At 58.4% G+C, this 26,186-nt stretch carries 23 protein-coding genes, 2 tRNA genes, 1 other RNA gene and 1 pseudogene; 19 read left to right on the top strand and 8 right to left on the bottom strand.

The window, feature by feature from the left end:
* Positions 1 to 521: 521 nt before the first annotated feature.
* From HMPREF2614_RS00350 to HMPREF2614_RS00335, 4 genes are all read left to right on the top strand, one after another.
* Positions 522 to 1,805, top strand: a complete 1,284-nt coding sequence (locus HMPREF2614_RS00350; protein WP_222867013.1) for an ABC transporter substrate-binding protein — start codon at positions 522 to 524, stop codon at positions 1,803 to 1,805.
* 179 nt (positions 1,806 to 1,984) lie between these two features.
* Positions 1,985 to 2,830 (top strand): carbohydrate ABC transporter permease, encoded by an 846-nt coding sequence (locus HMPREF2614_RS00345; RefSeq protein ID WP_038625990.1) that lies wholly within the window; start codon positions 1,985 to 1,987, stop codon positions 2,828 to 2,830.
* 18 nt (positions 2,831 to 2,848) lie between these two features.
* Entirely contained in the window at positions 2,849 to 3,745 is an 897-nt protein-coding gene (locus HMPREF2614_RS00340) for a carbohydrate ABC transporter permease (RefSeq protein ID WP_038629092.1), read from the top strand.
* 115 nt (positions 3,746 to 3,860) lie between these two features.
* On the top strand, positions 3,861 to 4,493 hold the full coding sequence (locus HMPREF2614_RS00335; protein ID WP_038625988.1) for a MusI family membrane protein: 633 nt from the start codon (positions 3,861 to 3,863) through the stop codon (positions 4,491 to 4,493).
* A gap of 69 nt (positions 4,494 to 4,562) precedes the next feature.
* On the opposite strand, the gene HMPREF2614_RS00330 is transcribed toward HMPREF2614_RS00335, so the two are convergent.
* Positions 4,563 to 5,567, bottom strand: coding sequence for a PfkB family carbohydrate kinase (locus HMPREF2614_RS00330; protein ID WP_038625986.1), 1,005 nt, complete (start codon positions 5,565 to 5,567; stop codon positions 4,563 to 4,565).
* Between the two features lie 94 nt (positions 5,568 to 5,661).
* Here HMPREF2614_RS00330 and HMPREF2614_RS00325 point away from each other — a divergent pair, with 94 nt between their 5' ends.
* Positions 5,662 to 6,228: a thymidine kinase gene (locus HMPREF2614_RS00325; RefSeq protein WP_038625984.1), complete on the top strand. Its 567-nt coding sequence runs from the start codon at positions 5,662 to 5,664 to the stop codon at positions 6,226 to 6,228.
* A gap of 120 nt (positions 6,229 to 6,348) precedes the next feature.
* Here the strand turns inward: HMPREF2614_RS00325 and HMPREF2614_RS00320 are convergent.
* Positions 6,349 to 6,422: transfer RNA gene (locus HMPREF2614_RS00320), tRNA-Ile, on the bottom strand.
* Positions 6,423 to 6,700: 278 nt separating this feature from the next.
* Here HMPREF2614_RS00320 and HMPREF2614_RS00315 point away from each other — a divergent pair.
* The 4 genes from HMPREF2614_RS00315 (at position 6,701) to HMPREF2614_RS00300 (ending at position 11,798) form a co-directional block, all read left to right on the top strand.
* Complete coding sequence (locus tag HMPREF2614_RS00315) at positions 6,701 to 8,344, top strand: DHA2 family efflux MFS transporter permease subunit (RefSeq protein WP_141745453.1); 1,644 nt, start codon at positions 6,701 to 6,703, stop codon at positions 8,342 to 8,344.
* Positions 8,345 to 8,664: 320 nt separating this feature from the next.
* Complete coding sequence (locus HMPREF2614_RS00310; RefSeq protein ID WP_049181620.1) at positions 8,665 to 10,041, top strand: dicarboxylate/amino acid:cation symporter; 1,377 nt, start codon at positions 8,665 to 8,667, stop codon at positions 10,039 to 10,041.
* 10 nt (positions 10,042 to 10,051) lie between these two features.
* A complete protein-coding gene (locus HMPREF2614_RS00305; RefSeq protein WP_038625980.1) occupies positions 10,052 to 10,906 on the top strand; it encodes a serine hydrolase domain-containing protein in 855 nt (284 codons plus the stop codon).
* 268 nt (positions 10,907 to 11,174) lie between these two features.
* Positions 11,175 to 11,798 carry a DUF3145 family protein gene (locus tag HMPREF2614_RS00300; protein WP_049181618.1) on the top strand — a complete coding sequence of 208 codons (624 nt, stop codon included), beginning with the start codon at positions 11,175 to 11,177 and terminating at the stop codon, positions 11,796 to 11,798.
* Here the strand turns inward: HMPREF2614_RS00300 and HMPREF2614_RS10765 are convergent.
* Both HMPREF2614_RS10765 and aceE read right to left on the bottom strand, forming a co-directional pair.
* On the bottom strand, positions 11,774 to 12,133 hold the full coding sequence (locus HMPREF2614_RS10765) for an acyl carrier protein (RefSeq protein WP_083300176.1): 360 nt from the start codon (positions 12,131 to 12,133) through the stop codon (positions 11,774 to 11,776). The genes HMPREF2614_RS00300 and HMPREF2614_RS10765 overlap by 25 nt on opposite strands.
* Complete coding sequence (gene aceE, locus HMPREF2614_RS00290) at positions 12,133 to 14,889, bottom strand: pyruvate dehydrogenase (acetyl-transferring), homodimeric type (RefSeq protein ID WP_038625976.1); 2,757 nt, start codon at positions 14,887 to 14,889, stop codon at positions 12,133 to 12,135. Before aceE ends, HMPREF2614_RS10765 begins: the two co-directional genes overlap by 1 nt.
* Before the next feature lie 276 nt (positions 14,890 to 15,165).
* On the opposite strand from aceE, the gene HMPREF2614_RS00285 reads away from it, so the two are divergent.
* From HMPREF2614_RS00285 to HMPREF2614_RS00270, 4 genes are all read left to right on the top strand, one after another.
* Complete coding sequence (locus tag HMPREF2614_RS00285; RefSeq protein ID WP_005511050.1) at positions 15,166 to 15,576, top strand: DUF3052 domain-containing protein; 411 nt, start codon at positions 15,166 to 15,168, stop codon at positions 15,574 to 15,576.
* A 123-nt stretch (positions 15,577 to 15,699) separates the two neighbouring features.
* Positions 15,700 to 15,771, top strand: a tRNA-Val gene (locus HMPREF2614_RS00280).
* 71 nt (positions 15,772 to 15,842) lie between these two features.
* Positions 15,843 to 16,448, top strand: a complete 606-nt coding sequence (locus tag HMPREF2614_RS00275) for a zinc metalloprotease (RefSeq protein ID WP_038625973.1) — start codon at positions 15,843 to 15,845, stop codon at positions 16,446 to 16,448.
* Positions 16,414 to 17,397: a cobalamin biosynthesis protein gene (locus HMPREF2614_RS00270; RefSeq protein WP_370547261.1), complete on the top strand. Its 984-nt coding sequence runs from the start codon at positions 16,414 to 16,416 to the stop codon at positions 17,395 to 17,397. The genes HMPREF2614_RS00275 and HMPREF2614_RS00270 overlap by 35 nt, the downstream gene beginning before the upstream one ends.
* Before the next feature lie 8 nt (positions 17,398 to 17,405).
* Here the strand turns inward: HMPREF2614_RS00270 and HMPREF2614_RS00265 are convergent, their stop codons facing one another.
* Positions 17,406 to 18,392 (bottom strand): SURF1 family cytochrome oxidase biogenesis protein, encoded by a 987-nt coding sequence (locus HMPREF2614_RS00265; RefSeq protein ID WP_049181612.1) that lies wholly within the window; start codon positions 18,390 to 18,392, stop codon positions 17,406 to 17,408.
* Positions 18,393 to 18,667: 275 nt separating this feature from the next.
* Here HMPREF2614_RS00265 and HMPREF2614_RS00260 point away from each other — a divergent pair, with 275 nt between their 5' ends.
* Complete coding sequence (locus HMPREF2614_RS00260; protein ID WP_038625967.1) at positions 18,668 to 19,249, top strand: GtrA family protein; 582 nt, start codon at positions 18,668 to 18,670, stop codon at positions 19,247 to 19,249.
* Here HMPREF2614_RS00260 and HMPREF2614_RS00255 read toward each other — a convergent pair.
* Positions 19,246 to 19,749, bottom strand: a complete 504-nt coding sequence (locus HMPREF2614_RS00255) for a low molecular weight protein-tyrosine-phosphatase (RefSeq protein WP_370547223.1) — start codon at positions 19,747 to 19,749, stop codon at positions 19,246 to 19,248. The two genes, HMPREF2614_RS00260 and HMPREF2614_RS00255, sit on opposite strands and share 4 nt — an antisense overlap.
* A 68-nt stretch (positions 19,750 to 19,817) precedes the next feature.
* On the bottom strand, positions 19,818 to 20,498 hold the full coding sequence (locus HMPREF2614_RS00250) for an HAD hydrolase-like protein (RefSeq protein ID WP_038625963.1): 681 nt from the start codon (positions 20,496 to 20,498) through the stop codon (positions 19,818 to 19,820).
* A 35-nt stretch (positions 20,499 to 20,533) separates the two neighbouring features.
* Between HMPREF2614_RS00250 and cobC the strand changes: the two genes are divergently transcribed.
* From cobC to rnpB, 5 genes and pseudogenes are all read left to right on the top strand, one after another.
* Entirely contained in the window at positions 20,534 to 21,667 is a 1,134-nt protein-coding gene (cobC, locus tag HMPREF2614_RS00245) for an aminotransferase class I/II-fold pyridoxal phosphate-dependent enzyme (RefSeq protein ID WP_070559720.1), read from the top strand.
* A 69-nt stretch (positions 21,668 to 21,736) separates the two neighbouring features.
* On the top strand, positions 21,737 to 22,924 hold the full coding sequence (locus tag HMPREF2614_RS00240) for a Nif3-like dinuclear metal center hexameric protein (RefSeq protein WP_038625959.1): 1,188 nt from the start codon (positions 21,737 to 21,739) through the stop codon (positions 22,922 to 22,924).
* A gap of 5 nt (positions 22,925 to 22,929) precedes the next feature.
* Entirely contained in the window at positions 22,930 to 23,673 is a 744-nt protein-coding gene (locus tag HMPREF2614_RS00235; protein ID WP_038625957.1) for a zinc ribbon domain-containing protein, read from the top strand.
* A gap of 24 nt (positions 23,674 to 23,697) precedes the next feature.
* Positions 23,698 to 24,363 (top strand): annotated as a pseudogene (locus HMPREF2614_RS00230) (histidine phosphatase family protein); the annotation flags it as partial.
* A gap of 59 nt (positions 24,364 to 24,422) precedes the next feature.
* Positions 24,423 to 24,887, top strand: an RNA gene (rnpB, locus tag HMPREF2614_RS00225) — RNase P RNA component class A.
* 11 nt (positions 24,888 to 24,898) lie between these two features.
* Here rnpB and HMPREF2614_RS00220 read toward each other — a convergent pair.
* Positions 24,899 to 26,062, bottom strand: a complete 1,164-nt coding sequence (locus HMPREF2614_RS00220) for a galactokinase family protein (RefSeq protein WP_038625952.1) — start codon at positions 26,060 to 26,062, stop codon at positions 24,899 to 24,901.
* Between the last annotated feature and the right edge of the window lie 124 nt (positions 26,063 to 26,186).

Raw genomic sequence — 26,186 nt, 5'->3', positions numbered from 1 at the left:
TAAAAGCAGACTGTTGAGCGTACGATTATTTCAAAAGTGACAACCAAACGACCTACCAGAATGTATATAAAAATATACATACAGGCCAAACAGGGGTACTTTTGGCGGTCGGGTGGTTGTCGGGTCTGTGTGTGATTGTCGCGGCCAGGTGCTTGCTTTGGTGTCGGTAGATGGCTCTGTTCAGTGAAAACAGCTCGAGAACAGCTCTAATTCTAGGTGTGTTTTCGAGAGCTTTTACTATTTTTCTCCTTTGCATTTGTTCACAGCTGACTGAAGGCCAACCTAAATTGGTTTTGGTCAAGTAAGATTTTGGTGAGACCGAATGCCCGCGTGGGTGGCATCGAAGTTCGCATGAAAGGCTACTTCTAGCCGCAGGGCGGGATAATCCAATTAGGCCACGGCTGTTGGCAAATATCCGTCCGAATTACTCGGAGGGTGCCATTGAAGTGGCCTTTCTTCTCAAGGGAGAAAATATAGTGAAGAACTTCAAGCGCCTTTCAGCTCTGTGTGCAGCAGGCCTGATGGCAACCGCTGGTTTGGTTGCGTGCTCGAGTGATGATGCGGTTGCAGATGGTGGTGTCTACTTCCTTAACTTCAAGCCGGAGCAGGATGCCGCATATCAGAAGATTGCGAAGGCATACACTGACAAGACTGGTGTTCAGGTCAAGGTCGTTACCGCTGCTTCGAATTCCTATGAGCAGACTCTGAAGGCCGAGATTGGTAAAAAGGACGCGCCAACACTGTTCCAAGTCAATGGTCCGGCGGGCCTGCGTACTTGGCAGGAATACATGGCAGACATGTCTGACACTGAAATTGCACAAAACCTCAACGAGGGCATTGAGCCGCTGAAGGGGGAGGACGGCAAGGTATACGGCGTCCCGTTTGCAGTCGAGGGATTTGGCCTGATCTATAACGAAGAGATCATGGACAAGTACTTCGCGATGCCTGATGCCAAGGCCAAGAGCATCGACGAAATCAAGGCCTTCGGAAAGCTGAAGGAAGTCGCTGAGGACATGCAGGCCAAGAAGGACAAGCTGGGAATCTCCGGCACCTTCGCTTCCACCTCGCTCGCATCCGGTGAGGATTGGCGCTGGCAGACGCACTTGGCCAACGGGCCGGTTCATTATGAATTCGAGGACCTTGGCACCAAGGAAACCGCTGATGTGAAGTTCAAGTACAACAAGGAGTTCAAGAACCTCTTTGATTTGTACCTGAATAACTCCACTGTCGAAAAGACTCTGGCCCCGTCGAAGGCTGTGTCCGACTCGATGGCTGAGTTCGCTCAGGGCAAGGCCGCTATGGTTCAGAATGGCAACTGGGCATGGTCCCAGATCAACGATGTCTCTGGCAACGTGGTCAAGCAGGACAAGATTAAGTTCATGCCTATGTACATGGGTCTGAAGGACGAGGATAAGACCGGCATCTCGGTTGGTACTGAAAACTACCTGACGGTCAACTCCAAGGCTTCGGAGGCTTCCCAAAAGGCAACGAAGGACTTCGTCAATTGGCTGTTCAACACCGATGAGGGCAAGAAGTACGTCGTCGAGGATCTTGGATTCATCGCTCCGTTCCAGAACTTCACTGAAGCCGACACCCCGAATGACCCGCTGGCCAAGGAAGTTGCCGCAGCAATTGAGAACGAGGATCTGACCACCATCCCGTGGGACTTCCAGTACTTCCCGTCTCAGCAGTTCAAGGATGATTTTGGCGCAGCGCTGGCGCAGTACGCTTCCGGAAAGATGCCGTGGGACAAGGTTGTCGAGACTTTCGCCGACAGCTGGAATGCGGAATCTCCAAACAATTAAATACCAGCAAATCAAAGGTGAGCCATTCCATCGGTGAGTGTGAAGCGAAAGTTTCTCGTGCATGAACAACCGACGGAATGAGTTCAACCAATGGCAAGGCGGAGCTCGGGGCTCGGTGACCTGTTAAACCGGTCTCGAGGCACCGGGCTCCGCCTTTAGCTTTAGGAGCGGTGTTGTAAATGCAAGCAACATTGAAAAAGTATTTCCCAATTTTCGTGCTACCCACGCTGATTGCCTTTGCAATCGCGTTCTTGGTGCCGTTCGTAATCGGTTTCTTCCTATCATTTACTGACTTCACAACCATCACTAATGCGCAGTGGGTTGGTATCGAGAACTACCAGAAGGCCTTTAGTGAGCGCGAGGGCTTCGTCGCTTCCTTCGGATTTACTCTCATGGTGGTTGTTGTTTCCATCATTACTGTGAACTTGTTCGCGTTCTGGATCGCATGGATTCTGACGCGCAAGCTGAAGGGTACGAACTTCTTCCGAACAGTCTTCTTCATGCCGAACCTTATCGGTGGCATTGTGCTCGGTTACACCTGGCAGTCGATGATCAACGCCGTGCTGGCATCGTACGGTACGACGATTGTGTCCGACTGGAAGTTCGGTTACGCCGGTCTGATCATCCTCATCAACTGGCAGCTGGTCGGCTACATGATGATTATCTATATTGCCGGTCTGCAGAATGTCCCGCCGGAGCTCATTGAAGCTGCGGAGATTGATGGCGCTGGACGCTGGGAGATTCTGCGGCACGTTACTATCCCGATGGTCATGCCATCGATTACCATTTGCCTCTTCTTGACCCTGTCGAACACTTTCAAACTCTTCGATCAAAACTTGGCCCTGACCAATGGTGCGCCGGGCTCAGAGACAGAAATGGTTGCTCTGAACATCGTCAACACCATGTTCAACCGAGTTGGTGTGGAGGGCGTTGGTCAAGCCAAGGCAGTAATTTTCGTCGTCGTGGTCGTAGCGATCGCGATGCTGCAGCTGCGTGCTACTCGCAGCAAGGAAGTGGAGGCATAAATGTCTGTCGACGCTGCAATGACCACTGAAACGACCACCAAGCTCCCAAAGTCCAAGCCCGCTAAGCAGGACGAGGCCAAGGTGGGAGGCGTATCTAAGGTCATCATCTACGCGATTCTGGTGTTTTTGACCGTCGTGTTCTTGGGGCCAATCGCGTTCATTATCTTCAACTCGTTCAAGTCCAAGTTCGCAATTTCAGATAACCCCTTCCAGCTGCCACTAGGTGACATGTGGGTCGGGTTCGAAAACTACGCCGTCGGCCTGATGAAGGAGGGCTTCGGCTGGGCGATCGTGTGGTCCTTTGTCATCACGATCCTCTCGGTTATTGCGATTGTGTTCTTCTCTGCGATGACGGCTTACTACATCACGCGGGTGAAGACGTGGTGGACCTCGCTGCTGTATTACCTGTTTGTGTTCTCGATGGTCATCCCGTTCCAGATGGTGATGTTCCCGACCGTCAAGATCGCCGACATGCTGCATTTGAACAACCCAATCGGCATTGTGGTTCTCTACTTGGGCTTTGGTTCTGGTCTGTCGGTATTCATGTTTGCCGGCTTCATCAAGTCGATCCCGATCGATATCGAGGAAGCCGCGATGATTGACGGCGCATCTCCGATGCAGAACTACTTCCGCATCGTTTTGCCCATGCTCAAGCCGACTGCAGTGACAGTCGCAATTCTTAACGCGATGTGGGTATGGAACGACTACCTGCTGCCGTACCTGGTCATTGGCCTGTCCACTAAGTACAAGACCATCCCGGTTGTCGTGCAGAGCTTCGTTGGCTCCAACGGTAACCGTGACCTTGGCGCGATGATGGCAATGCTGGTGCTCGCAATCATTCCGATTGTGATCTTCTACGTCGCTACCCAGAAGCACATTATCGAGGGTGTTGCTGCGGGCGCCGTTAAGGGGTAGTCGCCTAAGCGTTAGCGCATAGGGCGCCAAGCACCGCGTTTTACGAAAGCGAAAGCCTCAACCGCGTAGGTTGAGGCTTTCGTCTGTTAATCAGCCTTTATTAGGATATGAACTCGTGGATAGATTTTTCAGCACCGATACAAAGTTCTACGCAGCCTGGTCGCTGTTAGCAGACCTTGTAATCATCAACCTGCTGATGATCGTCGCATCCATCCCGATAGTCACTGCAGGCGCAGCAACTCGCGCTGGAGTAGTGGTCGCTCGCGATATGGTCCGTGACGAGGGCTCGAGGCCCGTACGGCGTTACTTACGCGCCCTGTTGGACAATTGGCGCACACCAACCTTGTGGTGGCTGTTCACCTTGGTTCTCGCCGGTGCCATCGGCTATGAGTTCTACGTTATCTCGCGCGCGGACCTCGGCACTGTCGGCCTAATCTTCGCCGCAGGAGTTACCTCCGGGGCGCTAATACTGCTGGGAATTACCGCGTGGGTCTACTCGCTGTGCTCGCTTTCCGACGGTCAATCGTCGCTACGCCGAACCCTGGCAACGGCCACCAGCATGACCGTCAAAAACCTGCCGCGGACTGCGCTCGCAGTTTTGGCGCTTCTCATCGTGCCCGCGGCCATTTTCTTTTTTCCGGCGAAGATCTACGCGATCGCTACCTATGTCTTCCTCATCGGGTACTCGCTGAGTTGGTATTTAGTGATGCTGGCGCTTGAGCCCGTTCTGCCAGACAATGCTGGGTAGGTTTTCCCACTGGCTCCACTGGCACTGACTTAATCGGTGCCAGCTCGCACACCAGGCTGCTGACGGCCCTTAGCCCTCGTACTCCTTAATCTGGGGAAAGTCCTCCGCCTCGACCATCTCTAGCAGCTTCTCGCGGCGGACAAACGCGGAGCATGCGCCGACCGCCTGTACGGCTGCTGCACCCGCGGCGGTGGCCAGAGGGATGGCGTCGTAAAGCGAGGTACCCTTAGCCAGTTCCGCGGTGAGCGTGCCGACGAACGCATCGCCGGAGCCAGTGCCGTCGACAATCTTCTCCTCTGGCAGCTTGAGCGCGGGGTGCTCGTAGATTGTCGGCTCGTCATCGATACCGTCGGAGTGCTGTGCGAAGAGACAGCCGTGGTCGCCGCGGAGCATGATGACGCTGGGGCAGTACTGCAGTAGTGCCTCGAGCTGTGCGCGGTAGTCGGTAGCGCGGATACCCTCGGCGATGTCCAGGCGACGGATTGTTTCCCAGGCGCCCTTCATATTGACAATCAGCGGATCTGCATGGTCAATCAGCGCAGGTGTAACGGTTACGACCGGATTGAGGTTCAGTACCAGTCGCGCGCTGTACATGGATGCGACGGACGCGATGGCCTCAGTTGCTTCCGGGAGGAGCTCGCCCTGTGCGAGCACGACATCCGCTGATGCGAACTCATCGACGAAATCGGTGGGGTCCGTCAGTGCGTCGGCACCGCGCTGGACAAAAATGACCGGGCGGCCCTTGCGGTTCGTTGCAACGAAAGCGCTGCCGGTCGGCAAATCCCAGGAAGTCTTAATGGAGTGGACATCTACGCCGTGTGCGTTGAGTTCCTCGACCACGACGTCCGCAGCGCGATCCTCACCAACCGTACCGGCCATGACAGCACGGACACCGTCGTAAGCAATGGCAACGGCCTGGTTAGCGCCCTTACCGCCTAGCGAATTAGTGCCGTCATCAACGATGAGCGTGCCACCTTCGGCGGGGACGCTATCGACCTGGACCAGGGTATCTAGGTGGATCGATCCGCATACAACGACGGTTGGATTCTCATTCAGGTCAGGATTCGGCTGCATAAAAATATAGGATAGTCGCGAATTGAAATCCGCGTTGGCCGCCCGGTTTCACGCCTGTCAGAGCCCGCGAATCGATGCCCTACAATCGATGGCTATGGCAAAACTGTACTTCCGCTACGGGACCATGAACAGCGGAAAATCCATCGAGGTCCTTCGCGTCGCCCACAACTACCGCGAGCGCGATATGCGACCGTTGATCGCCAAACCGGCCGTGGATACTTTGGCTGACGGCGACGTGCACTCCCGCATCGGAATTGCGGAACGCGCGCACCTCATCCACGACGGCGATGACCTTTCCTCGCTTGCCGACGGCCACGATTGCCTAATCATCGATGAAGCACAGTTTCTCACCCCTGACCAGGTTGACCAGTTGCTGGGCATTACCCTTCGCGGTACTCCGGTGCTCTGCTATGGCCTGCGTACCGACTTTCGCACGCATGCCTTCCCGGGCTCCCAGCGATTGCTTGAAGTCGCCCACACCATTGAGGAAATTAAGACAATTTGCACCTGTGGGCAGAAGGCCATCTTTACGGCGCGGTTAAACCCGGACGGCAGCATTATTCTCGACGGCGAGACCGTGGAAATTGAGGCACTCGAAGCGCCGAAGTACATCTCCCTGTGTGCCAGCTGTTACAACCGGATGTCGGGTAAGTGGGCGTGAGCGGGCGGGGACAGTTCCGAGACTAGAGTGCGACAAGAAAACAGGCGACGAGAAATAGGGAACAAAAAGGGAACAGCCCCGGTAGTCGAACCGCGGAAGTTCTCTCACCAGGGCATTTAGTGCCCCCAGCAGGGCTCGAACCTGCGACAAAAGGATTATGAGTCCTCTGCTCTAACCGACTGAGCTATAGGGGCAAGGCTCGGGCACTGCGAAGCGGCAATTAAGCGCTATTAATTAGCGCCCGAGACCTCATAGCATCATAGCAATCTGCCACTGCGTGGTGATAAAAGCCCTATAGCCAGCAGGTTCTGCTGCCATTGCGCGGATTCAAAGAAGTTGTCCCGCGTTCTCGATGCCCTCATCTCTGAGCTCGATGAAGCAAAGCGTCTCCCGTGCTCAACGAACCAAAGCTCCGGAAAATTACGACTTTCGGTTGATGAATCAGTGCTTGGACACTTCTAGCATTAATCCTATGAGTACGAAACCTTCCTTGAGCAGCGCCGACGTCTCAGCCGACGCACAACCCGGTGCTACAGAGAAAGCGGAGGGCACCGCCGTCACGGCAATCGCCAACGAGGATCAGATTGCTGAGTTCTCGGCCTCGCCACAGCGCTGGTGGGGCCTGCTCGTGCTTGCGGTTGGCCTAGGCATGATTGTCCTCGACGGCACCATTGTTGGTGTCTCACTGCCGACTATCATTTCGGAGCTGGGCCTCGACATCGTCGGTGCGCAGTGGATTACCACTATCTACTCCGTCGTCTTCGCCGCGCTGCTGCTAACCTCTGGCCGTGCTGGTGACCGCTTTGGCCGTCGAACCCTTTTTCTCGTCGGTCTGGTCATCTTCACGGGCGGCTCCGTTGTGGCCGCGCTTTCCACATCCTTGGCCCCGTTGGTCGTAGCCCGCGTTATCCAGGGCATTGGTGGCGCGTGCATTCTGCCGTCGACACTGTCCAGCGTTAACGCACTGTTCCGTGACAAAGATCGCGCCACCGCATTCGGCATCTGGGGTGCGGTCATGTCCGGTGCCGCAGCAGTCGGCCCGCTCTTGGGTGGCGTCCTTACTCAATTCGCTGGTTGGGAAGCCATCTTCTGGGTCAATGTGCCCATCGCTGTGGTGCTTTTCCTCCTTGCGCTGCGCTGGGTGCCGAACACCGCGGGCGAGACCAATGGCGCTGGTGGTTTCGACGTTCTCGGCCTGCTGCTATCTGGAATCGGCTTTGGTGCCGTCGTCTTCGGCATCATTCAGGGTGCCAAGATTGGGTTTGCTTTTCCCTCCGCGCCCGTCGTCACGCTCTTGGTTGGTGCGGTGGTGCTCGTCGCCTTCGTGCTGTGGGAGAATCGTCGTCGAAAGAACGCGGATCCTGCGCTGTTGGATGTGTCGATGTTCTCTTACGCCACGTTCAGCTGGGGTAATACCACGGCGATGCTCGTCGCGGTGGGTGAGTTCGCGCTGGTCTTCGTGCTGCCGCTTTACTTGGTGTCGGCGATTGGCTTGTCGACGATCGCAACTGGCCTGGTCCTGGCAGCGATGGCTCTCGGCGCGTTTTTCGCAGGTGCCACGGCGCGTCATCTAGCGGCCCGGATTACCCCGGCCGGTGTCGTGATTGTGGGGCTGGGGCTCGAGGTCTTTGGTTCGCTGCAGTTGGCGGCGGAAGAGCGTGTTGGCCTGCCGTTGTGGCTAGTTGTGTTTGCGCTGATTATCTACGGTCTGGGCCTTGGCCTGGCGTCGGCGCAACTGACCTCGCTGGTGCTCGGCGATATTCCGGTGCGTCTGTCGGGACAGGCGTCGGCGACGCAGTCGACAATCCGGCAGATTGGTTCTGCTCTCGGTGCGGCACTCGGTGGTATGGCGTTGACGATTGGGCTGGATCGCGAGATTGCGAAGTTGTCGCCGGGACTGGAGCAGATGGGGCAGGGGCTGAAGGATTCCGCCGGCTCTACCCTGATTGGTCTGCGGGCGCAGGGCGCTTCCGACGCTGTATTGATCCCGCTGACAAATGCGTTTGCACATGCCACACAGTTTGCGCTGTATTCCGCCGTCGGTGCGCTAACTATCGGTTTCCTCTGCTCGCTAAAGGTACTGCAGCTGCGCAAGCAGGCTGAGAAAACGAATTAAAGATTCGGAATATTTGGCTGTGAGCCTGCGTTGGGAATTGGTGTCACAACATCAATCGTGGCAGTCTTATCGTTTGTCTCTTAACCGGACTTGCAAGATAGAAATGACCAACATGAAAATGCTCACAAAGCGGCGTTGGCTCGATTACGGCCGAATTTCCACTTCCTCCTGTCGCTAAACACTTCAGGTTTCCGCCCCCGTTGCGCCTACCTCTTCGAGGCTGAGCCCAGCGGCCCTCGGATACCCCATCACGCGCATATGTCAGATGACCTAAAGCGCGCCATAAGTGTTTTCAGACAGATAAAAATCCAGGAGGAAAAGTGAATAAATTCAAATGGGCGACCGGCTTCGGTGCCCAAGTTGTCTATGGCCTGATTATTGGTCTCATTTTGGGCTTCATGGCCCGCAGTACTGGCGATGACTCCTCGCTGCGCACAGCGCTGGACGAGGTCGGCAGTACCTACGTCACGCTGTTGAAGCTGCTCATTCCGCCGCTGGTGGTCACCGCAGTCGTGGTGTCGATTGCCAACCTGCGCCAGGTCGCAGGCGCAGCCAAGCTGGCTGTTTCGACGCTTATTTGGTTCGCCATCACATCCTTTGTATCGGTGGTTATTGCCATTGGCCTGGGCTTGCTTATCAAGCCGGGCGTTAACTCCGGCGTCGATGCCTCGGCTGCACAGGAACCGGATTCTGTGGGCTCGTGGTGGGGATTCCTGCAGAGCATTGTCCCGCAGAACTTCCTCGGCCTTGGTGTGAAGATCAGCGAATCTGACGGTGCTGTATCCGGCTCGCTGAACTTCAACGTCCTGCAGCTGCTGGTCATCGCGATTGTCTTCGGTATTGCCGCAGTAAAGGTCGGCCCGAAGGCTGAACCGTTCATCGAGTTCTCCGGCTCTCTTTTGACCATCGTGCAGAAGGTGCTGTGGTGGGTTATCCGTCTGGCACCAATCGGTACTGCGGCTCTGATCGGTCATGCTGTCGCTGAGTACGGTTGGGAAGCACTTGGCAGCCTGGGCAAGTTCGCCATTGCCATCTACATTGGCCTGTTCCTGGTTATCGCAGTTGTGTACCCAGTTGTGCTGAAGATTCATGGCATTAGCCCAATCGACTTCTTCCGTCGCGTCTGGCCAGTGACCTCGCTCGGCTTCTTTACTCGTTCGTCGATGGGCGTCATGCCGGTCACTGAGCGCGTTGTCTCGCGTCGTCTGGCAGTGCCGGATGAGTACGCCTCTTTCGCAGTGCCGCTGGGTGCTACCACGAAGATGGATGGTTGCGCTGCCATTTACCCGGCTATCGCAGCTATCTTCGTGTCGCAGTTCTACGGGGTACCGCTGGACTTCACGGACTACCTGCTCATCATCTTCGTCTCCGTTATCGGTTCGGCTGCAACTGCTGGCACCACCGGCGCTACCGTCATGCTGACCCTGACTCTGTCGACTCTCGGCTTGCCACTTGCCGGCGTCGGCCTCCTGCTGGCTGTTGAGCCGATTGTGGATATGGGACGCACCGCGGTGAACGTCACCGGCCAGGCCGTGGTCCCATTGGTCGTCGCAAAGCGTGCAGGAATTTGGGGCCAGGACGAGTGGGACGCAAGCGCCAACGCCGACCTGTCGCCAGCCGACGAAACAGCTGACGAGTCGGACGACGAGTCTGCGGACGCGCCTGCTGAGAAGTCCACGTCTGCCGCGCTTGCGTAGTCTTGAGGACATGACTTCTTGGAAGCCGTCTGTTCTAGCGCAAGTTGACCAGTGGCCAGTCGATGCGGTCGCGGCTGCCGCGCGTGCCGACGATGGCAGTTGGCACACCCACGGTGATAGCGGCCGAGTTTTTGAACTGGCCAGTGTGACCAAGCTGTTGGCGGCCGTGGGAATGCTTGTGGCCGTCGAAGAGGGTGCGCTGGAGCTCAATCAAGAGCTCACGCCACCCGGTCGTGGTGCGACTGTGCGTCACCTACTGGCGCACGCCGGCGGGGTGGGGTTTGCCAGCCGTGAGCTGGAAAAAGAGCCAGGGGAGCGGCGTATTTACTCCTCCGCGGGTTTTGACATCATCGCCGATGTAATCGCCGCGGAGGCAGACATGCCGTTTAGTGAATACCTGCGCCAGGCTGTGTTTGAGCCGCTAGGGATGGCGGATTCCGTGCTGGATGGCTCGGCAGGGCATGGCGCGCGCAGCAGCGTCGCTAATCTCATGGCCTTCGTCGATGAGATTCTCGCCCCGACTCTTCTGCATCCCGATACCGTGACTGAGGCGTTGACGGTGCAGTTCCCGGGGCTGAATGGTGTTGTGCCTGGCTATGGTATGCAACGTCCGGCCGATTGGGGCCTGGGCTTTGAGATCTTCGGGCACCCCGATTCCAAGCAGGGGCTGTGGTTTGGTGCCTCGATGCCCAAGGATGTCGCAGGCCATTTTGGGCAAGCGGGCACACTCCTGTGGCTGCATCGTCCAACCGGACGGGCGGCAATCGCGCTGACCGACCGAGATTTCGGCGAGTGGGCAAAGCCTCTATGGGCCGACTTCAACGACGAACTCTGGAGTGAGCTGGAAGAACACGCTGAGGATTAAGGGGGATGTGGAGTAAGCCGGCGTCGCTTGCGGCGCCGATTTTTCGTCTCAGCGTTAAATCACATCTGGGGGATTAAGGACAACTTGAGGGTTGCCAGCAGCCGTCTTGGAAATAACAATCATAAACACGTGCAACGCAAACCTCAGAAGTGTTGTTTTACCGCAGTGCTTTTTCTGCAGTGTGGCAAGTGTCGTTGGATGAGTTCGTAGGGGAAGACGAATCTCGTCTTACACCAATTGACCGCAACCTTTCCGAGGACCTTCGTCTATGCGCACCCAACTTTCAGGCGTCCTGTGGATTCACAGCATGCCAGGGCCGCTGCAACCACACATCACGTGGGCGCTGGCCCGACTCAGCATGCCCGATGGCACTAAGCCAGGCCGGGATATTTGGCGTGCGACCGACCAGGATTCCACTTTGTGCGCTGAGGTGCCTTTCACTGCAAGTGCTGACACCATCGCCACACTGGTGGACAACCTGGCTAGGTGGCCGCGCCTCTATTTCGAGCTGGCGCAAGACCCAGCCGTGGATGATGACGGCTACGCCATTGACGGTATGCGCTACTGCCATACCCCGCAGCTGGGGACTTTCTCCGGACAGACCGATGCCGCCGGAAACATCGTGATCAACGAAGACGCGCTGCGTTCCATCATGGCGCGCGGCGGCGACATCAAAGGTGCCCTCGACGCGGCCATCGGTGGGCCGTGGGACCGCGTGTTAGAGCCGATGCGCATGATGACGGCAGGCTACGCCCCCGAAGACTGCTTTACGACGTCCACCCCTGCCGGGACCGACAGTGCCAGCGGCAACTCGACCGCTGGCAACGCAGACCTTGGTGGGGTAGAGGCAGCTAACGTGCTGCAGCTCTACCCGCGCCGGGCGGCGATGTAGTCAACTACATCGCCGAGGGTCTTAAACGAGGAAATGTCCTCGTCCTCAACGCGGGCTCCCAGCTCTTCTTCGCAACGGACGGCCAACTCTACGACGCTTAGGCGGTCAAAACCGTAGTCGGTCAGCGGGGTGGAGAGCTCTAAGGACTCCACCTCGTCGTTAGCCATCTTTTTGACGATTGCCACGACCTCGCCGTGAAGACCTGCGGGCAGGTCAGCGTCGGCGGAACTCTTCTTCGAGCCCCCGTTCGCTGCATTAGGAGAGGCATCGTCAGCGTCACCGGTGACCTGTGTGCCCAGTAGGGCGCTGAGCTGATCTCCAAGGCTTGAGGTCATTATTCAGCGTCCTGAGTGGTTGCGGTTGGATCGGTAATCTGCAGCTCTTCAGCTGCTTCCTGGGCGACATTCATGTCGAGCTTGCCAGCGCGTGCCAGTGCGGACAGGGCCGCAACAGCGACTGACTCGCCGTCGGAGTTGAAGTAGCGGCGAGCGGCCGGACGGGTATCCGAGAAGCCGTAGCCGTCGGTGCCGAGGACGGTGTAGTCACCCGGAACCCACTTGCGAATCTGCTCCGGGACCGCACGTTGGAAGTCGGTCACTGCGATGAACGGCCCATCGGTGTCGGACAGCTGGCGGGTAACGAAGGCGTCGTCGACCTCTTCAGCCGGGTTGTGTAGACGCTCAGTGTCACGCTCGTGCCCATCGCGGGCCAGCTCATTCCACGATGTCACCGAGTAAATCGAGGAAGCCACGCCGTAGTCTTCCAGGATGTCCGCGGCGCGCAGCGCCTCCTGCATGCCAATGCCGGAAGCCAGCAGGTTGACATGCTTGTCGCCCTCAGCCTTGCGGAAGCGGTAGATACCGCCAAGTAGCCCCTCGACATCGAGGTCTTCCGGGACAGCCGGCTGCGAAGTCGGCTCATTGTAGATAGTCAGGTAGTAGATGACATCTTCGCCGCGCTCTGGCCCGTACATGCGGTCGATACCGTCGCAGACGATGTAGGCAATCTCGTAGGCGAACGCCGGGTCGTAGGAGACCACAGACGGGTTCGTAGCCGCCAGCAGTTGGGAGTGACCGTCCATGTGCTGCAGGCCTTCACCGGTCAGCGTCGTGCGACCAGCTGTAGCGCCGAGCAGGAAGCCACGGGTCATTTGGTCACCAGCGGCCCAAATGGAGTCAGCCGTACGCTGGAAACCGAACATCGAATAGAAGATGTAGAGCGGAATCATGGCAACGCCATGGGTGGCGTACGCCGAGCCGACAGCGGTAAACGACCCCACAGAGCCCGCCTCGGAAATGCCCTCGTGCAGAATCTGGCCGTCCTTCGCTTCCTTGTAGGACAGCATCAGCTCATGGTCGACCGGAGTGTAATTCTGGCCGTGCGGGTTGTAGATCTTCAGCGTCGGGAACCAGGAGTCCATGCCGAAAGTACGGGCCTCATCAGGGATGATGGGCACAAAACGATCCTTGAGGTCCTTATCGCGCATCAGGTCCCTGAAAACACGCACCGTCGCCATAGTGGTGGCAACCTTCTGCTTACCTGATCCCTTGAGCAGGTTCTTCAGGCTCTCAGGCTTTGGCACTGTCAGAGGCTCGTAGCTAGTGCGGCGCTCTGGCACGAAACCGCCGAGCTCCTTGCGTCGCTCCAGCATGTACTGCACTTCCTCGGACTCCGGGCCCGGGTTGTAGTACGGCGGCAGGTAGGGATCCTTCTCCAGCTCCTCGTCGGAGATTGGAATGCGCTGGTTATCGCGGAAAAGCTTCAGGTCGTCGAGTGCTAGCTTCTTCATCTGGTGGGTCGCGTTGCGGCCCTCGAAGTTGTGGCCAAGGCCATAGCCCTTAACCGTGTGCGCCAGGATGACAGTCGGCTGATCCTTGGTCTCCAAGGCCTTCTTGTAGGCAGCGTAAATCTTGCGGTAGTCGTGGCCACCGCGACGGAGGTTCCAAATCTCCTCGTCGGTCATGTCCTCGACCAGCTTGGCAGTGCGCGGGTCACGGCCGAAGAAGTGCTCTCGCACCCAAGCGCCGTCGTTAGCCTTCAGCGTCTGGTAATCGCCATCGCAGAACTTATTCATCAGGTCGACTAGTGCGCCGTCCTTGTCCTTGGCGAAGAGCTCGTCCCATTCACGGCCCCAAACGACCTTGATGACATTCCAACCAGCGCCGCGGAAGAACGACTCCAACTCTTGGATGATGCTGGTGTTACCGCGCACCGGACCGTCGAGACGTTGCAGGTTGCAGTTAATGACGAATGTCAGGTTATCCAGGTTGTTCAGCGCCGCATGCTGAATGGCACCACGGGATTCCGGCTCGTCCATTTCGCCGTCACCGAGGAAGGCCCAAACGTGCTGCTGTGAGGTGTCCTTGATGCCGCGGTCATGGAGATAGCGGTTAAAACGGGCCTGGTAGATAGCGTTAATTGGTCCCAGCCCCATAGACACCGTCGGGAACTCCCAGAACTCCGGCATGCCATGCGGGTGCGGGTAGGAGGGAAGGCCATTGCCCTCACCGAGGGAGACCTCCTGTCGGAAACCGTCGAGGTCCTCTTCGGTCAGGCGCCCCTCTAGGAATGCACGGGCGTACATGCCCGGCGAAGCGTGGCCCTGGAAGAAGACGTGGTCACCGCCGCCTGGGTGGTCCTTGCCGCGGAAGAAGTGGTTAAAGCCGACCTCGTAAAGCGGTGCGGCACCCGCATAGGTGGAGATATGTCCGCCCACGCCGATACCTGGACGCTGTGCGCGATGGACCATAATTGCCGCATTCCAGCGGATCCACTTGCGGTAGCGGCGCTCAATGTCCTCATCGCCTGGGAATTCTGGCTCCATCTCAGTCGGGATGGTGTTGACGAGGTCTGTCGAGGTCAGCGGCGGTAGGGCCACGCGCTTTGCCGTGGCACGTTCCAGCAGTCGCAGCATGAGGAAGCGTGCGCGTTCCGGACCTGCCTCTTCCAACAGGCCGTCGAGAGACTCAAGCCACTCCTTGGTCTCTTCAGGATCTGCATCCGTGAGATAGGAGGCGACCCCATCACGGATAAGGGCAAAATTTGACTCATCAGAGTGGGCTTGTGGCGTACCTGACGATGTATCGGACATTGTGAGCTCCTTTCAGTCCCTGAAGGAAAGGCAAAGGTTATTGTTCTCCACTCTACTTCTGAATCGTTTGTTGTGCCCCTAGCCGTTTCTTACACACGCTTTCACCGAATAATCCGCTTGGCTTTACGACGAACATTGCGAAGAACACCGCGAAAACTGCACCTTTTTGGGGAAATTCTTATTTTGCAGCTGTGAAAAATGTATTTGAGCGGTAAAATTTCTCCACATAGTTCGAAAAATCGAGCTGAATATTTTTTCTAGAGGAGGAAAAGGGAAGTGGTCAACGCCACAGGCGCTGCTCATGAATATGCGAGCAGGCTCGGCATCAAGGAAGGTCAGCTAGTCCAGGAGGTTGGCTGGGATACAGACTGTGACTCAGCAATCAGTGAGTCGGTCGAGAATTTCCTGGATGCAGACCTGCTCGACGAAGACACGGATGAAGTTGTCGACGTCGTATTGCTGTGGTGGCGTGAAGAAGACGGCGACTTGGTCGATGGTCTTGTGGATGCTTCCCGCCCTTTGGAGGATGAAGGTCGCGTTTGGCTACTCACGCCGGGCGCTGGTCAGCCGGGTGCCATTGATCCTGGCGTGATTGACGAGTCCGCACAGCTGGCAGGTTTCTCCAACACCTCGGCGCTTCGGCTGGGGGATTGGCAGGGCAATTGCCTGGTGCAGCGCTCTAGCTAACCGGCTCTAGCTGTCCCGTTTGAATCGGCTACTAGCTGAGCTGTTGAAACAATCGACATAAACGCTGTTTGTAGTGCGCAATTGGCAATCTATGTTTTCCGTGTGTTAGAGTTTCGCAGCAGCGCGGCGATAGCTCAGCGGTAGAGCTCTGGTTTTACACACCAGCGGTCGGGGGTTCGAAACCCTCTCGCCGCACAGATATAATCCGCCCGGATTCTTGTAACGGAGAATCCGGGCGGATTTTGTTTGTGCTAAACTTCCGGTCTGTGCGTTTTACAAAATCGCTTGCCACCATTGTTTTTGTCGGATCTCTGCTCGCGGGCGCTCCCGCCTACGCAATCGGCGGGGATGGTAAACCGATAATCGATTCGGCCACCTGTAAAGCAATGGTCAAGGCTGCAAATGCGGGCGAGCCGGTGGATAATCCGTCGATTCTCCATCTCTCGGATCAGATGCCTTCCTATATTGCCGATGGCACTTTGGATTACGTTGTTGCCCCAGATTTTCCGTACCGCGCACAGCTAGATGCTGCTACTCAAGAGTGGAATGAAAAGCTCGGTGGCAAGGTTGTGCTTCGGGAAGTGACCAAGGACAAGGCTGATTCGGATACTGTGAACGTTCGCTATGTGCCAAGGCCGGACTCGCGCGTCTTGGCTTCTGCATCGGAAATTAGTAAGGAGATGACGGTTTTCGTTACTTCCACTCTCTATCCCGATGCAATTCGCAGCACTCTTGCCCACGAGTTTGGGCACTTGCTCGGTATCCGGCACACTTGTGATTACACCTTGATGGCCGCATCGCAGCACCGCCATCCGGCAGCGCATGTCACTCCGCTCGATGTCGCAGCCGTTCTGCAGGGGCAATTTGATTAGATTGTGTACACATGCCAGAAGTCGACACCTCTGGCGGCGTGGAGCGGCCATCGCAGTGGGGTATGCACTTGACCGCATTTTCGCAGATCCCACCAATCACCATCCGGTGGCCCTCTACGGGCAGGCCGTCAGCAAACTTGAGTGCCGAATCTACGCCGACTCCAAAGCGCGCGGTGTGGCGTTCACCGCAATCGCAGTGACCACGCCGGTAGCGCTTGCCGCCGCAGCCAGCACAGTCGCACCGAGTCTCACGCTGGCTGCCGCCACGTGGGCTTCGCTCGGCGGCACCACTCTCCGCCGTACTGGCGAGCGCATGACTGACCGACTCACTTCCGGCGACATCGATGCCGCCCGCGAACTTGTGCCGTGGTTGTGTTCGCGTGATCCGGAAGCTCTCGACGCTGATGGCATCGCCCGAGCGACCGTCGAATCGCTCGCTGAAAATACCTCCGACGCAGTCACCGGCACTCTCATGTGGGGTGCCATTGCAGGCGCTCCTGGTGTGGTCGCTCATCGAGCGGCTAATACCCTCGACGCGATGGTGGGGTACCGCAACGCTCGCTATCGGCAGTTCGGGTGGGCCAGTGCACGGCTTGACGACGTCGTCGGGTTCTTCCCCGCGAGACTTACAGCTGTCGCAACTGTGGTTGCAGGTCCGGACCGTCGTCAAGCATTGGCAGCGTGGCGACGAGACGCCGGCAACCACCCAAGCCCAAACGCAGGCATCGTGGAGGCAAGCGCTGCAGGCGCGCTGGGGCTGCAGCTGGGCGGCGCGACGGTGTATCCCAGCGGAGTGGAGATGCGCCCGGTGCTTGGCAGTGGTCGGAGGCCTGCGGTGGCCGATGTGCGGCGTGCCGCAGGGCTGAGCAAGCGAGTACAAAACATCGTTGCGCTAAGCTGCGCCGGAGCAGCAGTAATTGCCGGATGTGTTCGACGAGTGAAAGCGTGAACTGAGAGTTAGAAACGCTCGTCGTATCGGTTATCGCGATAACCCGCGGCGCGGTGGCCAGTGTTGCCGTAGCGCTGCGCCATGCGCTGACGGTGCAGCTCAGCGGCGCGATCCTCTTCGGGCTTAGCCGGCGGAGGGGTGGAAGTGGTGGCATCGTCCGATTCGGGTGCCGCGTCCTCGGTGTCATCAGCGTGATTGACTGGTTCTGCGGCTTCGGCATCGCGGAGATTCTTGGCCATCTCCTCCTGCTCCGCGCGGTCGCGTTTGCGTTCGACAATCTCGGCGCGAATGAACCAGACGACGGCCAGCGGCACGAGAGCGCCGAAGAAGATCCACTGGATGCCGTAGGAGAGGTAGGGGCCGGACTCCAGGGTGGGCAGCGGAATGGCCTCGATGACGGCATCGGATTTGTCCGAGAGCTGAAGCCAATCGGGGTTGAGTTCGGTGCCGACGAGCTCGGACACTTCCTTGGTATTGATTCCGTAGACCTGCGGCGGGGTGCCGGGGATTGGGGCGGTCTCGGCGGGAACCTCGTTTCGGCGGATAAAGGCCGAGATAGTCAAGGTGCCCTTCGGGGCTGGCTCAACATTGGGGGTGCTGGAGTCTGTAGGACGCACAAAGCCACGGTTGACCAGGTAATTTTCGCCATTGTTAGCGACGAAGACATCGAGTACCTGGACAGCGGGTGCGCCATTTACTGGGCGGTTACGCAATAGTACGCGGGTATCCGGCAGGAAGGACCCGGTGGCGGTAACGCGACGCCATTCGTTGCCCTCGACGAAGCCTTTGCCCTTGGGCATTAGCTCGTTGACATCTACGGGGTTGAGCTCGAATGAGTGCTCAAGCTGCTGATTGCGATGCTGCGTCGCGGTGTTCTTACCCAACTGCCACGGAGCCAGAACAGTAAATGCGAGATAGGAAAACGCAATGGCGACAATCGCAGTGAGAACCCATCCAGGGGTCAGAAACTGGCGCACATTCTTAAACACATTCATTGAGCTTACCCGGTGCTGTGGCTGGCACCAGAGCGGATGGCACTAGAGCGGATGGCACTGTTGTGGCGGGTGGGCAGTGGCACCTGTTTTAAAAGTGCATACCAAATGAGCACAGTGCTGATGAGGTGATGAGGGGGAGGAAAAGGCTGATTGCCGTGAGGGAAATCTCGCTTTCACAAGGATTCACCTGCGCGGAGATTGAGTGAACTTCGGGTAAAGTTGTTTGAGCGTATTTGACGGGGAATCTACCCGGGATAGATGGAAAGAGAGGTGTCGTGGTGGGCACGCAAACAGCGAAATCTTCGCCTTCACGTCGCTTCAGCACAGTCTCGCGCCAGTTCATCAAGTTCGGTCTGGTCGGCGGCACAGGTGTGGTTGTCAACCTGATTGTCGTGATCATTGCCCGCAAGTTGGGTCTCAGTCTGGGCACCAATGAACACGACGTGTTTTTGAACCTGTTCGGAACACGGTGGAATATCCGTTACTCCCACGTCTATGCAACTCTGGCGTTTGTCGTGGCTAATATTTGGAACTTCCAGCTCAACCGGTCCTGGACTTTCCGAACTGACAATCGCCCGAACTGGTTTAGACAGTTCTTCCCGTTTTTATTTGCAGGTATCTCAGCACTGATTGTGAACCTGGTTGTCATTACGCTGCTGACTAACCCCACCTCGCCGCTGGCACTGCCAACGGACATTTTCGACGACTCCACCGGTTTTAGGAACCGCCTCTACTGGGCAAACCTCATCGGTGTCATCTTGGGCACGCCCGCTAACTTCATCTTGAATAAGATTTGGGCGTTCCGAAACCGAGGCAATGCCAATAAAACAAAAGAAAAGGTTGTTTTGAAACCTTAACGTTCAGAGGCCAGCGCCAGAGTCTCACGCAACCATGCGATGATGCCCGGCGTCGCGGCCTCAATTTCGTTTCGAGTGCGGACGAACCCCTCCGGGCCACCGTAGTAGGGATCGGCCACGACGGCACCCTTCGGGGACGCCGGGTCGAAGGAACGCAGCAGGCGAATCTTTTCTTTTGGCACGCCAGCGCGGAGTAGACCATTGATGTGCGATTCATCCATGGCGATGAAAAGCGTTGCATCCATGTGCTCATCGCCTAGCTGTGCGGCGGTGTGATTTGGGTCGTAGCCGGCATTTTCCAGCTCGGCTTGCGCCCGCTCGTCGGCGGGTTCGCCGACATGCCAGCCGCCGATTCCGCAGGAGGCGAGCAGGACATCGTCGGCAAGCGCATTGGCTTCAACTGCGTCACGGACGATGATTTCAGCCATGGGGGAGCGGCAGATATTTCCGGAGCAGACAAACACGACGTACACGGACTCAGTACGATGCGACGAGTTCATAAGCATAATAGGCAAAACCAAACTTCTCGGAAAATAAAAATAGGATTGTCACTAATCGTTGACGAGTCTTAAAGATACAGCATTTCCCGCACAACACGATTCAGGTCCCCAGGCGACGACGCCACCGCCGCTGCCGATGCCCACTCAGATTCTGAGCCGTAGCCCCATTTAACAGCGATGGCGGGGATGCCGAACTGTGCTGCGCCCTCAAAATCATGGATGCGATCGCCGACCATTACGACCGAACCACGCGGGCGCACTGCTTCATCGGGTTCAATGCCCAACTCCTTGAGCGTGTACTCAATGACCTCAGTCTTTGTCTGCCGTGAGCCGTCGTCGCTGGCGGCGCCGATGAAGTCAAAGGCGTCGAGAAGTCCGAAATTGTCCAGGGTCTTGCAGGCGAAGTACTCGCCCTTGGAAGTCGCAGTGGCTAGCTGTACGCCTGCTGCCCGCCAATCGCGCAGGAGCTCCGGCCAGCCGGGGAACATCTCGGCACGCTGCCAAGCACCGGCGTGTTGATGCTCCATATACACAGCGAAGGCTCGGTCGACCTGTTCGTCGGAAAGCCCGAGAGATGCGAGTGTTTCCACCATTGGCGGCCCGGGAATCGTGTTGATAAAGCTCTCAGGCGGAAGTGGGCGGTCAATTTCCTCCAATGCAAGGCGAAATCCATGTGCGATTGCGGGGAGAGAATCGGCGATGGTGCCGTCGACATCAATAAGGACAGTGGGGCGATGGCCAGTGGACATATTGTTCATCCTAAAAGGTCATTAGGCTGGATGGCATGTTAGACGACCCGCTGCGCTATCATGGCGACCAGGCCGCCCATGGCGCTGACCTGGACTTTGCCGTCAATGTCCACGGCACCACACCGCAGTGGCTACAGCACTCGCTGGCCACGTCCCTCGGAGAACTTGCCGCGTATCCGTCGGCGCAGCTCGATGCCGACGTCCGCGCCGCCATCGCCGCCAACCACAATCGCAGCGCCGACGAGGTACTGCTTCTCCACGGCGTCGCCGAGGGCTTCTCGCTCTTGCCTCACTTGGGCTTGCCCGCCACAATCGTCCAGCCGCAGTTCACCGAACCCGAAGCCGCCTTCCTCGCCGCAGGAGTCGAGGTGGATTCGCTGGTACTGCCGTCGCCGTACACGCTCATGCCTACGCTTGCCGACGTCCACGAGAACGCATCCTTCCCGCATTCCCAGCAGCTTGAAGGCCGGATGGTCATCATCGGCAATCCGACCAACCCCACCGGCGTTGCTCATTCAGCGAATGACCTGCGGGGGCTCGCCAGCCGTTGTGGAATCCTGGTCGTGGATGAGGCGTTTATGGACGTCGCCGATGGCGAGATTATTCGGCGGTGCTCGCTAGCCGATTGCAGGCCGGGGGAAGCGAACAGAATCCCCGATAATGTCATCGTTTTCCGCAGTATGACTAAGACCTGGGCAATCGCAGGTCTGCGCTGCGGTTACGCACTCGGTCACCCGGAGCTCCTGGCACAGCTGGCGCGACGGCGTCCGCACTGGCCGCTGGGCACGTTGCAACTTACCGCTATGGCGGAAATCGCGCGTCGTGAGGAAGAGCTGCTATCAGAAATTCGTGCCGAGATTCGTCAGCAGCGCGAGTCTATGACCCAGCTGCTAGTGGCCGCCGGCTGGCAAGTGTTGGATTCCGAGGCTCCCTTTGTCCTGGCGCGTCCGGGAGGTGACCGGAGTTCTCACGATGGGCGGGGTGCTGCGGAGGTTGACGTCGTCAAGCATGAGCGTCTGAGACAGCGGCTCGCTGCGCGCGGAGTAGCCGTGCGGCGTTGCGACACCTTTGCCGGCCTGGACGGTTCGTGGTGGCGGCTGGCCGTGCGGGATGACGCGAGTGTGCGGCGGCTTGTTGCGGAAGTAGCGGATTTGCTGTCGCAGAACTGATGCGGTGGGGCGGAGTTCACTACGCTGGAAGAGAAGCTGGAGAGAAATGCATGTTGAAGGGATGGATGTATGACGGACTCTGCGCAGACCCGTGCCGAGGGCAATAACTCGGTGGTGACCGTTGCCGACGTGCGTACGGCGATGGACGCGGCCTACCCGCCGGCACTGGCGGAGAGCTGGGATAAAGTTGGCCTGATTTGCGGTGACCCGCAGGATGAGGTGCGTCGCATCGCGTTGGCGCTGGACTGCACTGACGAGGTCGCAGATCGCGCGATTGCCTCCGGTGCTCAGATGCTCGTTGTGCACCATCCGCTGCTTCTGCGCGGTGTGAATTCCGTGGCGGCGGATACACCGAAGGGTCGGATTATTCATAAGCTGATTCGGGCAGGTGTAGCTCTCTTTGCAGCGCACACTAACGCTGACAGCGCACGACCGGGTGTCAATGACCAGTTGGCCACGATGCTCGGAGTCGAACCGGGTGCGCCGCTAGCTCCGCAGCCGGCTCCCGGCTTGGATACCTGGACGGTGAAGGTTCCGGCAGATCACGTCGATAAGGTCGCGCAAGCCATGTTTGAGGCGGGCGCGGGCACTATCGGCGACTACGACAGCTGTGCGTTTCGCATTAACGGCCGCGGCCAGTTCCGCCCGCTGAGCGGGGCAAATCCCTTCATCGGCGCCGAGGGGCAGGTCGAGTATGTCGAGGAAGTGCGCCTGGAGATGGTCGCACCACGGTCCATGCGCGCGGCGATTGTTAAGGCTCTCGTTGCAGTGCATCCGTATGAGGAACCGGCATTCGACATCGTGGACAATCAGGCCACCGGTCTGGACCCGCAGCAGGCTGTGGGCATTGGGCGAGTGGGCACGCTAGATACGCCGATGCCATTTAAGGACTTCGTTGCGCGTGTGGCTGAGCGTCTGCCTGCAACGGCATGGGGCGTGCGCGGCGCAGGCGATCCGGAGCGGATGATTCGTACGGTTGCCGTTGCATCTGGTTCGGGCGACTCTTTCCTGGACACTGTGGCGAAGATGGGCGTCGATGCTTTTGTTACCTCGGACCTGCGGCATCATCCTGTAGATGAGACGCTGCGGACCGCGGACTTCTGCGTCGTGGATACGGCCCACTGGGCCAGCGAGTTCCCCTGGTGCTACCAGGCCGCAGACATGCTGGCCGAGAGGCTCGGGGTCGCGACCGAGGTCCTTGAGGTGCGCACCGATCCCTGGACAGTGGCAGAATCGTCGACACAGGCAAGGAAGTGAAGACCATGAGGCTTAGTCCACAAATCCAAGTGGCGATGTTGGAAAAGGCGGAAAACCAAACTCTGTTGGATGGGCTCACCGCCCGCCAGAACGTTCTGCCCGAGCGTGCCGAGTTGCAGGAGCTGCGCAAAAAGCACAGCCGTCAGGCCAGTGAGGCAGCGCGCTCCAAGCTCAGCGCCTCCGATATTGGCCGCGATATTGCCAAGCTGGAATCGGACATCAACAAGCTGAAGGCTCGCGAAAAGGCAGACCGTCTGTCGCTCGGTGCCACAGAAGACGCATCCACGCGCCGTGACCTCGAACACGACCTGCGCTCCACCGAGCGCCGCCGCGAGCGCGCTGAACAGGAACTCCAGCAGTACGAGCGCATGCAGGAGGCCTATCAGGTCGACGCTGAGCACGAATACGACGCCGACGAGGCGCACGATGACATCGTCGCCGCCAAGCAAAGGCTTAACGACGCCGAGGTTGACCTCATTGCGCGCATTTCCATCGCTGAGACCCGAATCGAAGAGGCTGACAAACTCATTGATGGTTCGGCAGCCAAGCTTTACCGTCGTCTAGCGCTTGCTAACGGCATCCCTGTTGCACGCCTGAACGGGCGCACCTGCGGTTCCTGCTTCATGGAGCTCGATGTCGGAACCGTGCATGAATTCACCACGCTCGCGCCGGAAGAAGTGACGTTCTGTCCTGAATGTGGCGCGATGATCGTGCGTGCGGAAACGCTGGGAGCAGTGAAAGGCAAGTAAATGAGCCAGGCTGCAGACAAGCGCGATAGCGCGCCGGGCTGGACGGGTGCGACCACGGACCCCACGCGGCTGGTGCTGCTGCGCCATGGGCAGTCGCCGATGTCGATTCGCCGGGAGTACTCGGGAAGTCGTTCGAACCCCGACCTGACGGAGGTCGGCAGGCAGCAAGCGGCAGCGGCGGCACGGCACCTCGTAGAGCTGGTCGATAGCGGCAACATGAATTTCTCTGCCATTGTGGCCTCTCCACAGCGTCGTGCACAGCAGACCGCAGAGGCGGCAGCAAATGCGCTCGGCCTGGATATCCACGTTGACGAGGACCTGCGGGAGACCGACTTCGGGCAGTGGGAGGGCATGACTTTCTCCGAGGCGCACAACTCCACCCCTGAGCTGCACAGTTCTTGGCTCGCGGACCCGACCGTGGCGCCGCCGGAGGGGGAGGATTTCCGCTCGGTCGATAGCCGAGTGGGCGCCGCGCGTGAGCGCATCGCTCAACAATTCGGTGCCTCTGATGTGCTGGTAGTCAGCCATGTCACGCCAATCAAGTCGTTGCTGCGCCAGGGGCTCGGCTGTGGCTTTGAAATCTTCACCCGCCTGCACCTGGACCTGGCCAGCCTCTCCATCGCGGAGTTCTACGCAGATGGGCCGACATCAGTGCGGCTGATTAACGACACCAGCTACCTGCGTGGTTAGCAGCCCGGTACGGCGGGTTATTTGAATTGCGGTTGTGGCGGGTACACTAACCATTCGAGCGAGCTGGCCGGGTGATCGCGGCAGTTAACGGAACCGGACGCCTCTTTTACAGAGTGTGTCCAGGCCGCTGTCGAGGAAAGTCCGGACTCCACTGGGCATGGTGGTTGCTAACAGCAACCCAGGGTGACCTGCGGGAATAGTGCCACAGAAAATAGACCGCCGGGCGCACAGCCGATGTCTTTGACGTAAAGCTGTGGAGATCCGGTGAGGGTGAAAAGGTGCGGTAAGAGCGCACCAGCGGGGCAAGTGATTGCACCGGCTAGGTAAACCCCACCAGGAGCAAGGCAAAATCGCGCATGCTTCGTCGTGCGTGTGCGCGAGTGTTTGAGGGCTGCCCGTCCGATACTCGCGGGTGTGCTGCTTCAGGCTGTCAGCAATGGCAGACCGAGATGGATGATCGCCACCCGGCGCTTTCCGAAAGGAGCGCCGAGGGACAGAATCCGGCTCATAGGCCGACTCGTTCACACAAGCTTTTTTACTCGACCACCGCGCCGGCCGAAGTGTTCTCCACGCGGATGGTCTCGGAACCGCCGTCGTTAAGCGCGGAGGCAATCCGATCGGCGTCGTCGACGTGGGACCACATCACCAGCGACGCGCCCGGGCACGGCGCGCAACGGGCAATCTTCTCACAGTCGATGGTGTCGGTCAGCTCGGCAATCTGCCCCAGTACAGAGCTTGCCGACGGCGCGGAGCCACGCTCACTGACATCGCGCGAAACCCCTGCGATGGCTGCTTGAATATCGCTGTGCCGGATGTGACCGATGACTGCGCGGGCGCGGTCGGAGGATGCGTCGGCATCGTCAAGCCACTGGATGGCGCGGCCGATGGTGGGGATGTTTTCGTCGTCCGGGTGCACCTCGTGACGAGCGCGTACCCAGTCCGCGACCCGCTCCTGTGCGTCGGGGAGGCTAGCGAGAGTCGGCACGCCGAAAGCAGCGCAGGCTTGCTGGAAGAACTCGTAGCGCTCTTCGTCTGGCGAACCGCCGGTGACATCCGGGGAGTAAGCGATAGTCAGCGCCAACGACTGTGGCAACGCCGTCTGCGTGACTGCCTCGTCGGAGTGGTTGATGCACAGTAGACTGTCCGGGCGGCTGCGCAGTGCCGTGGTGTAGGGGTACAGCGGCCACGACTGGCCCTTTACCTGCACCATGGTCTCGTGGATAGCGGTGGCAATACGCGTGCGGGTAGGTACATCATCACGGTCGCCAAAACGCGCATTGAGAGCCAGCGCGAGTGCACACTGAATTGCCGGAATCTCTCCAAAACCGCGACCTGGCGCGATAGTGGAGGCAATGGTGACCTTCAGGCCATTGCTGTTGCGCGGAACGAGGTGCAGCGAGTGCTGCAATGCGACGATGGTAGCCGCGACAGCGGTCGGCACCTGCGAAAAAGCGGCGGGGACGCTGTCCGGGAAATCCATCTTGGTAGTTTCGCGCTTGTACACGACAATGAGCTGCTGCTCGTCGATCTCTTCAATACCGACCGCGGCATAAGCTGGAATGGCGGTGGTTAGGAGCATGCCGCCGGAGGACGCGCAGTCCTCACCCAACAGGTTGATGGAACCCGGGGCGTATGCAACTGAAGCATTAGAACCGACGGCATCGAAGACGTCGTTTACGACAGCGGGTGCGGCGGGCATGGGTGAAACCTCTCCAGAGATCGGACTCATAGTGCTTGTGTGCAGTGTTTGTATTCAGCGCTCGGATTCAGCGCTTGTGTTCTAAGGTGAACAATTCCGTCGATAATACCCGGCTCGGGGGACA

Origin of the sequence: Corynebacterium sp. HMSC074C11 (assembly GCF_001809455.1) — a bacterium.
In the GTDB taxonomy this organism is placed as follows: Bacteria; Actinomycetota; Actinomycetes; order Mycobacteriales; family Mycobacteriaceae; genus Corynebacterium; species Corynebacterium amycolatum.
The sequence above is the reverse complement of the archived record's forward strand: the minus strand, read 5'-3'. Positions and strand labels throughout refer to the sequence as shown.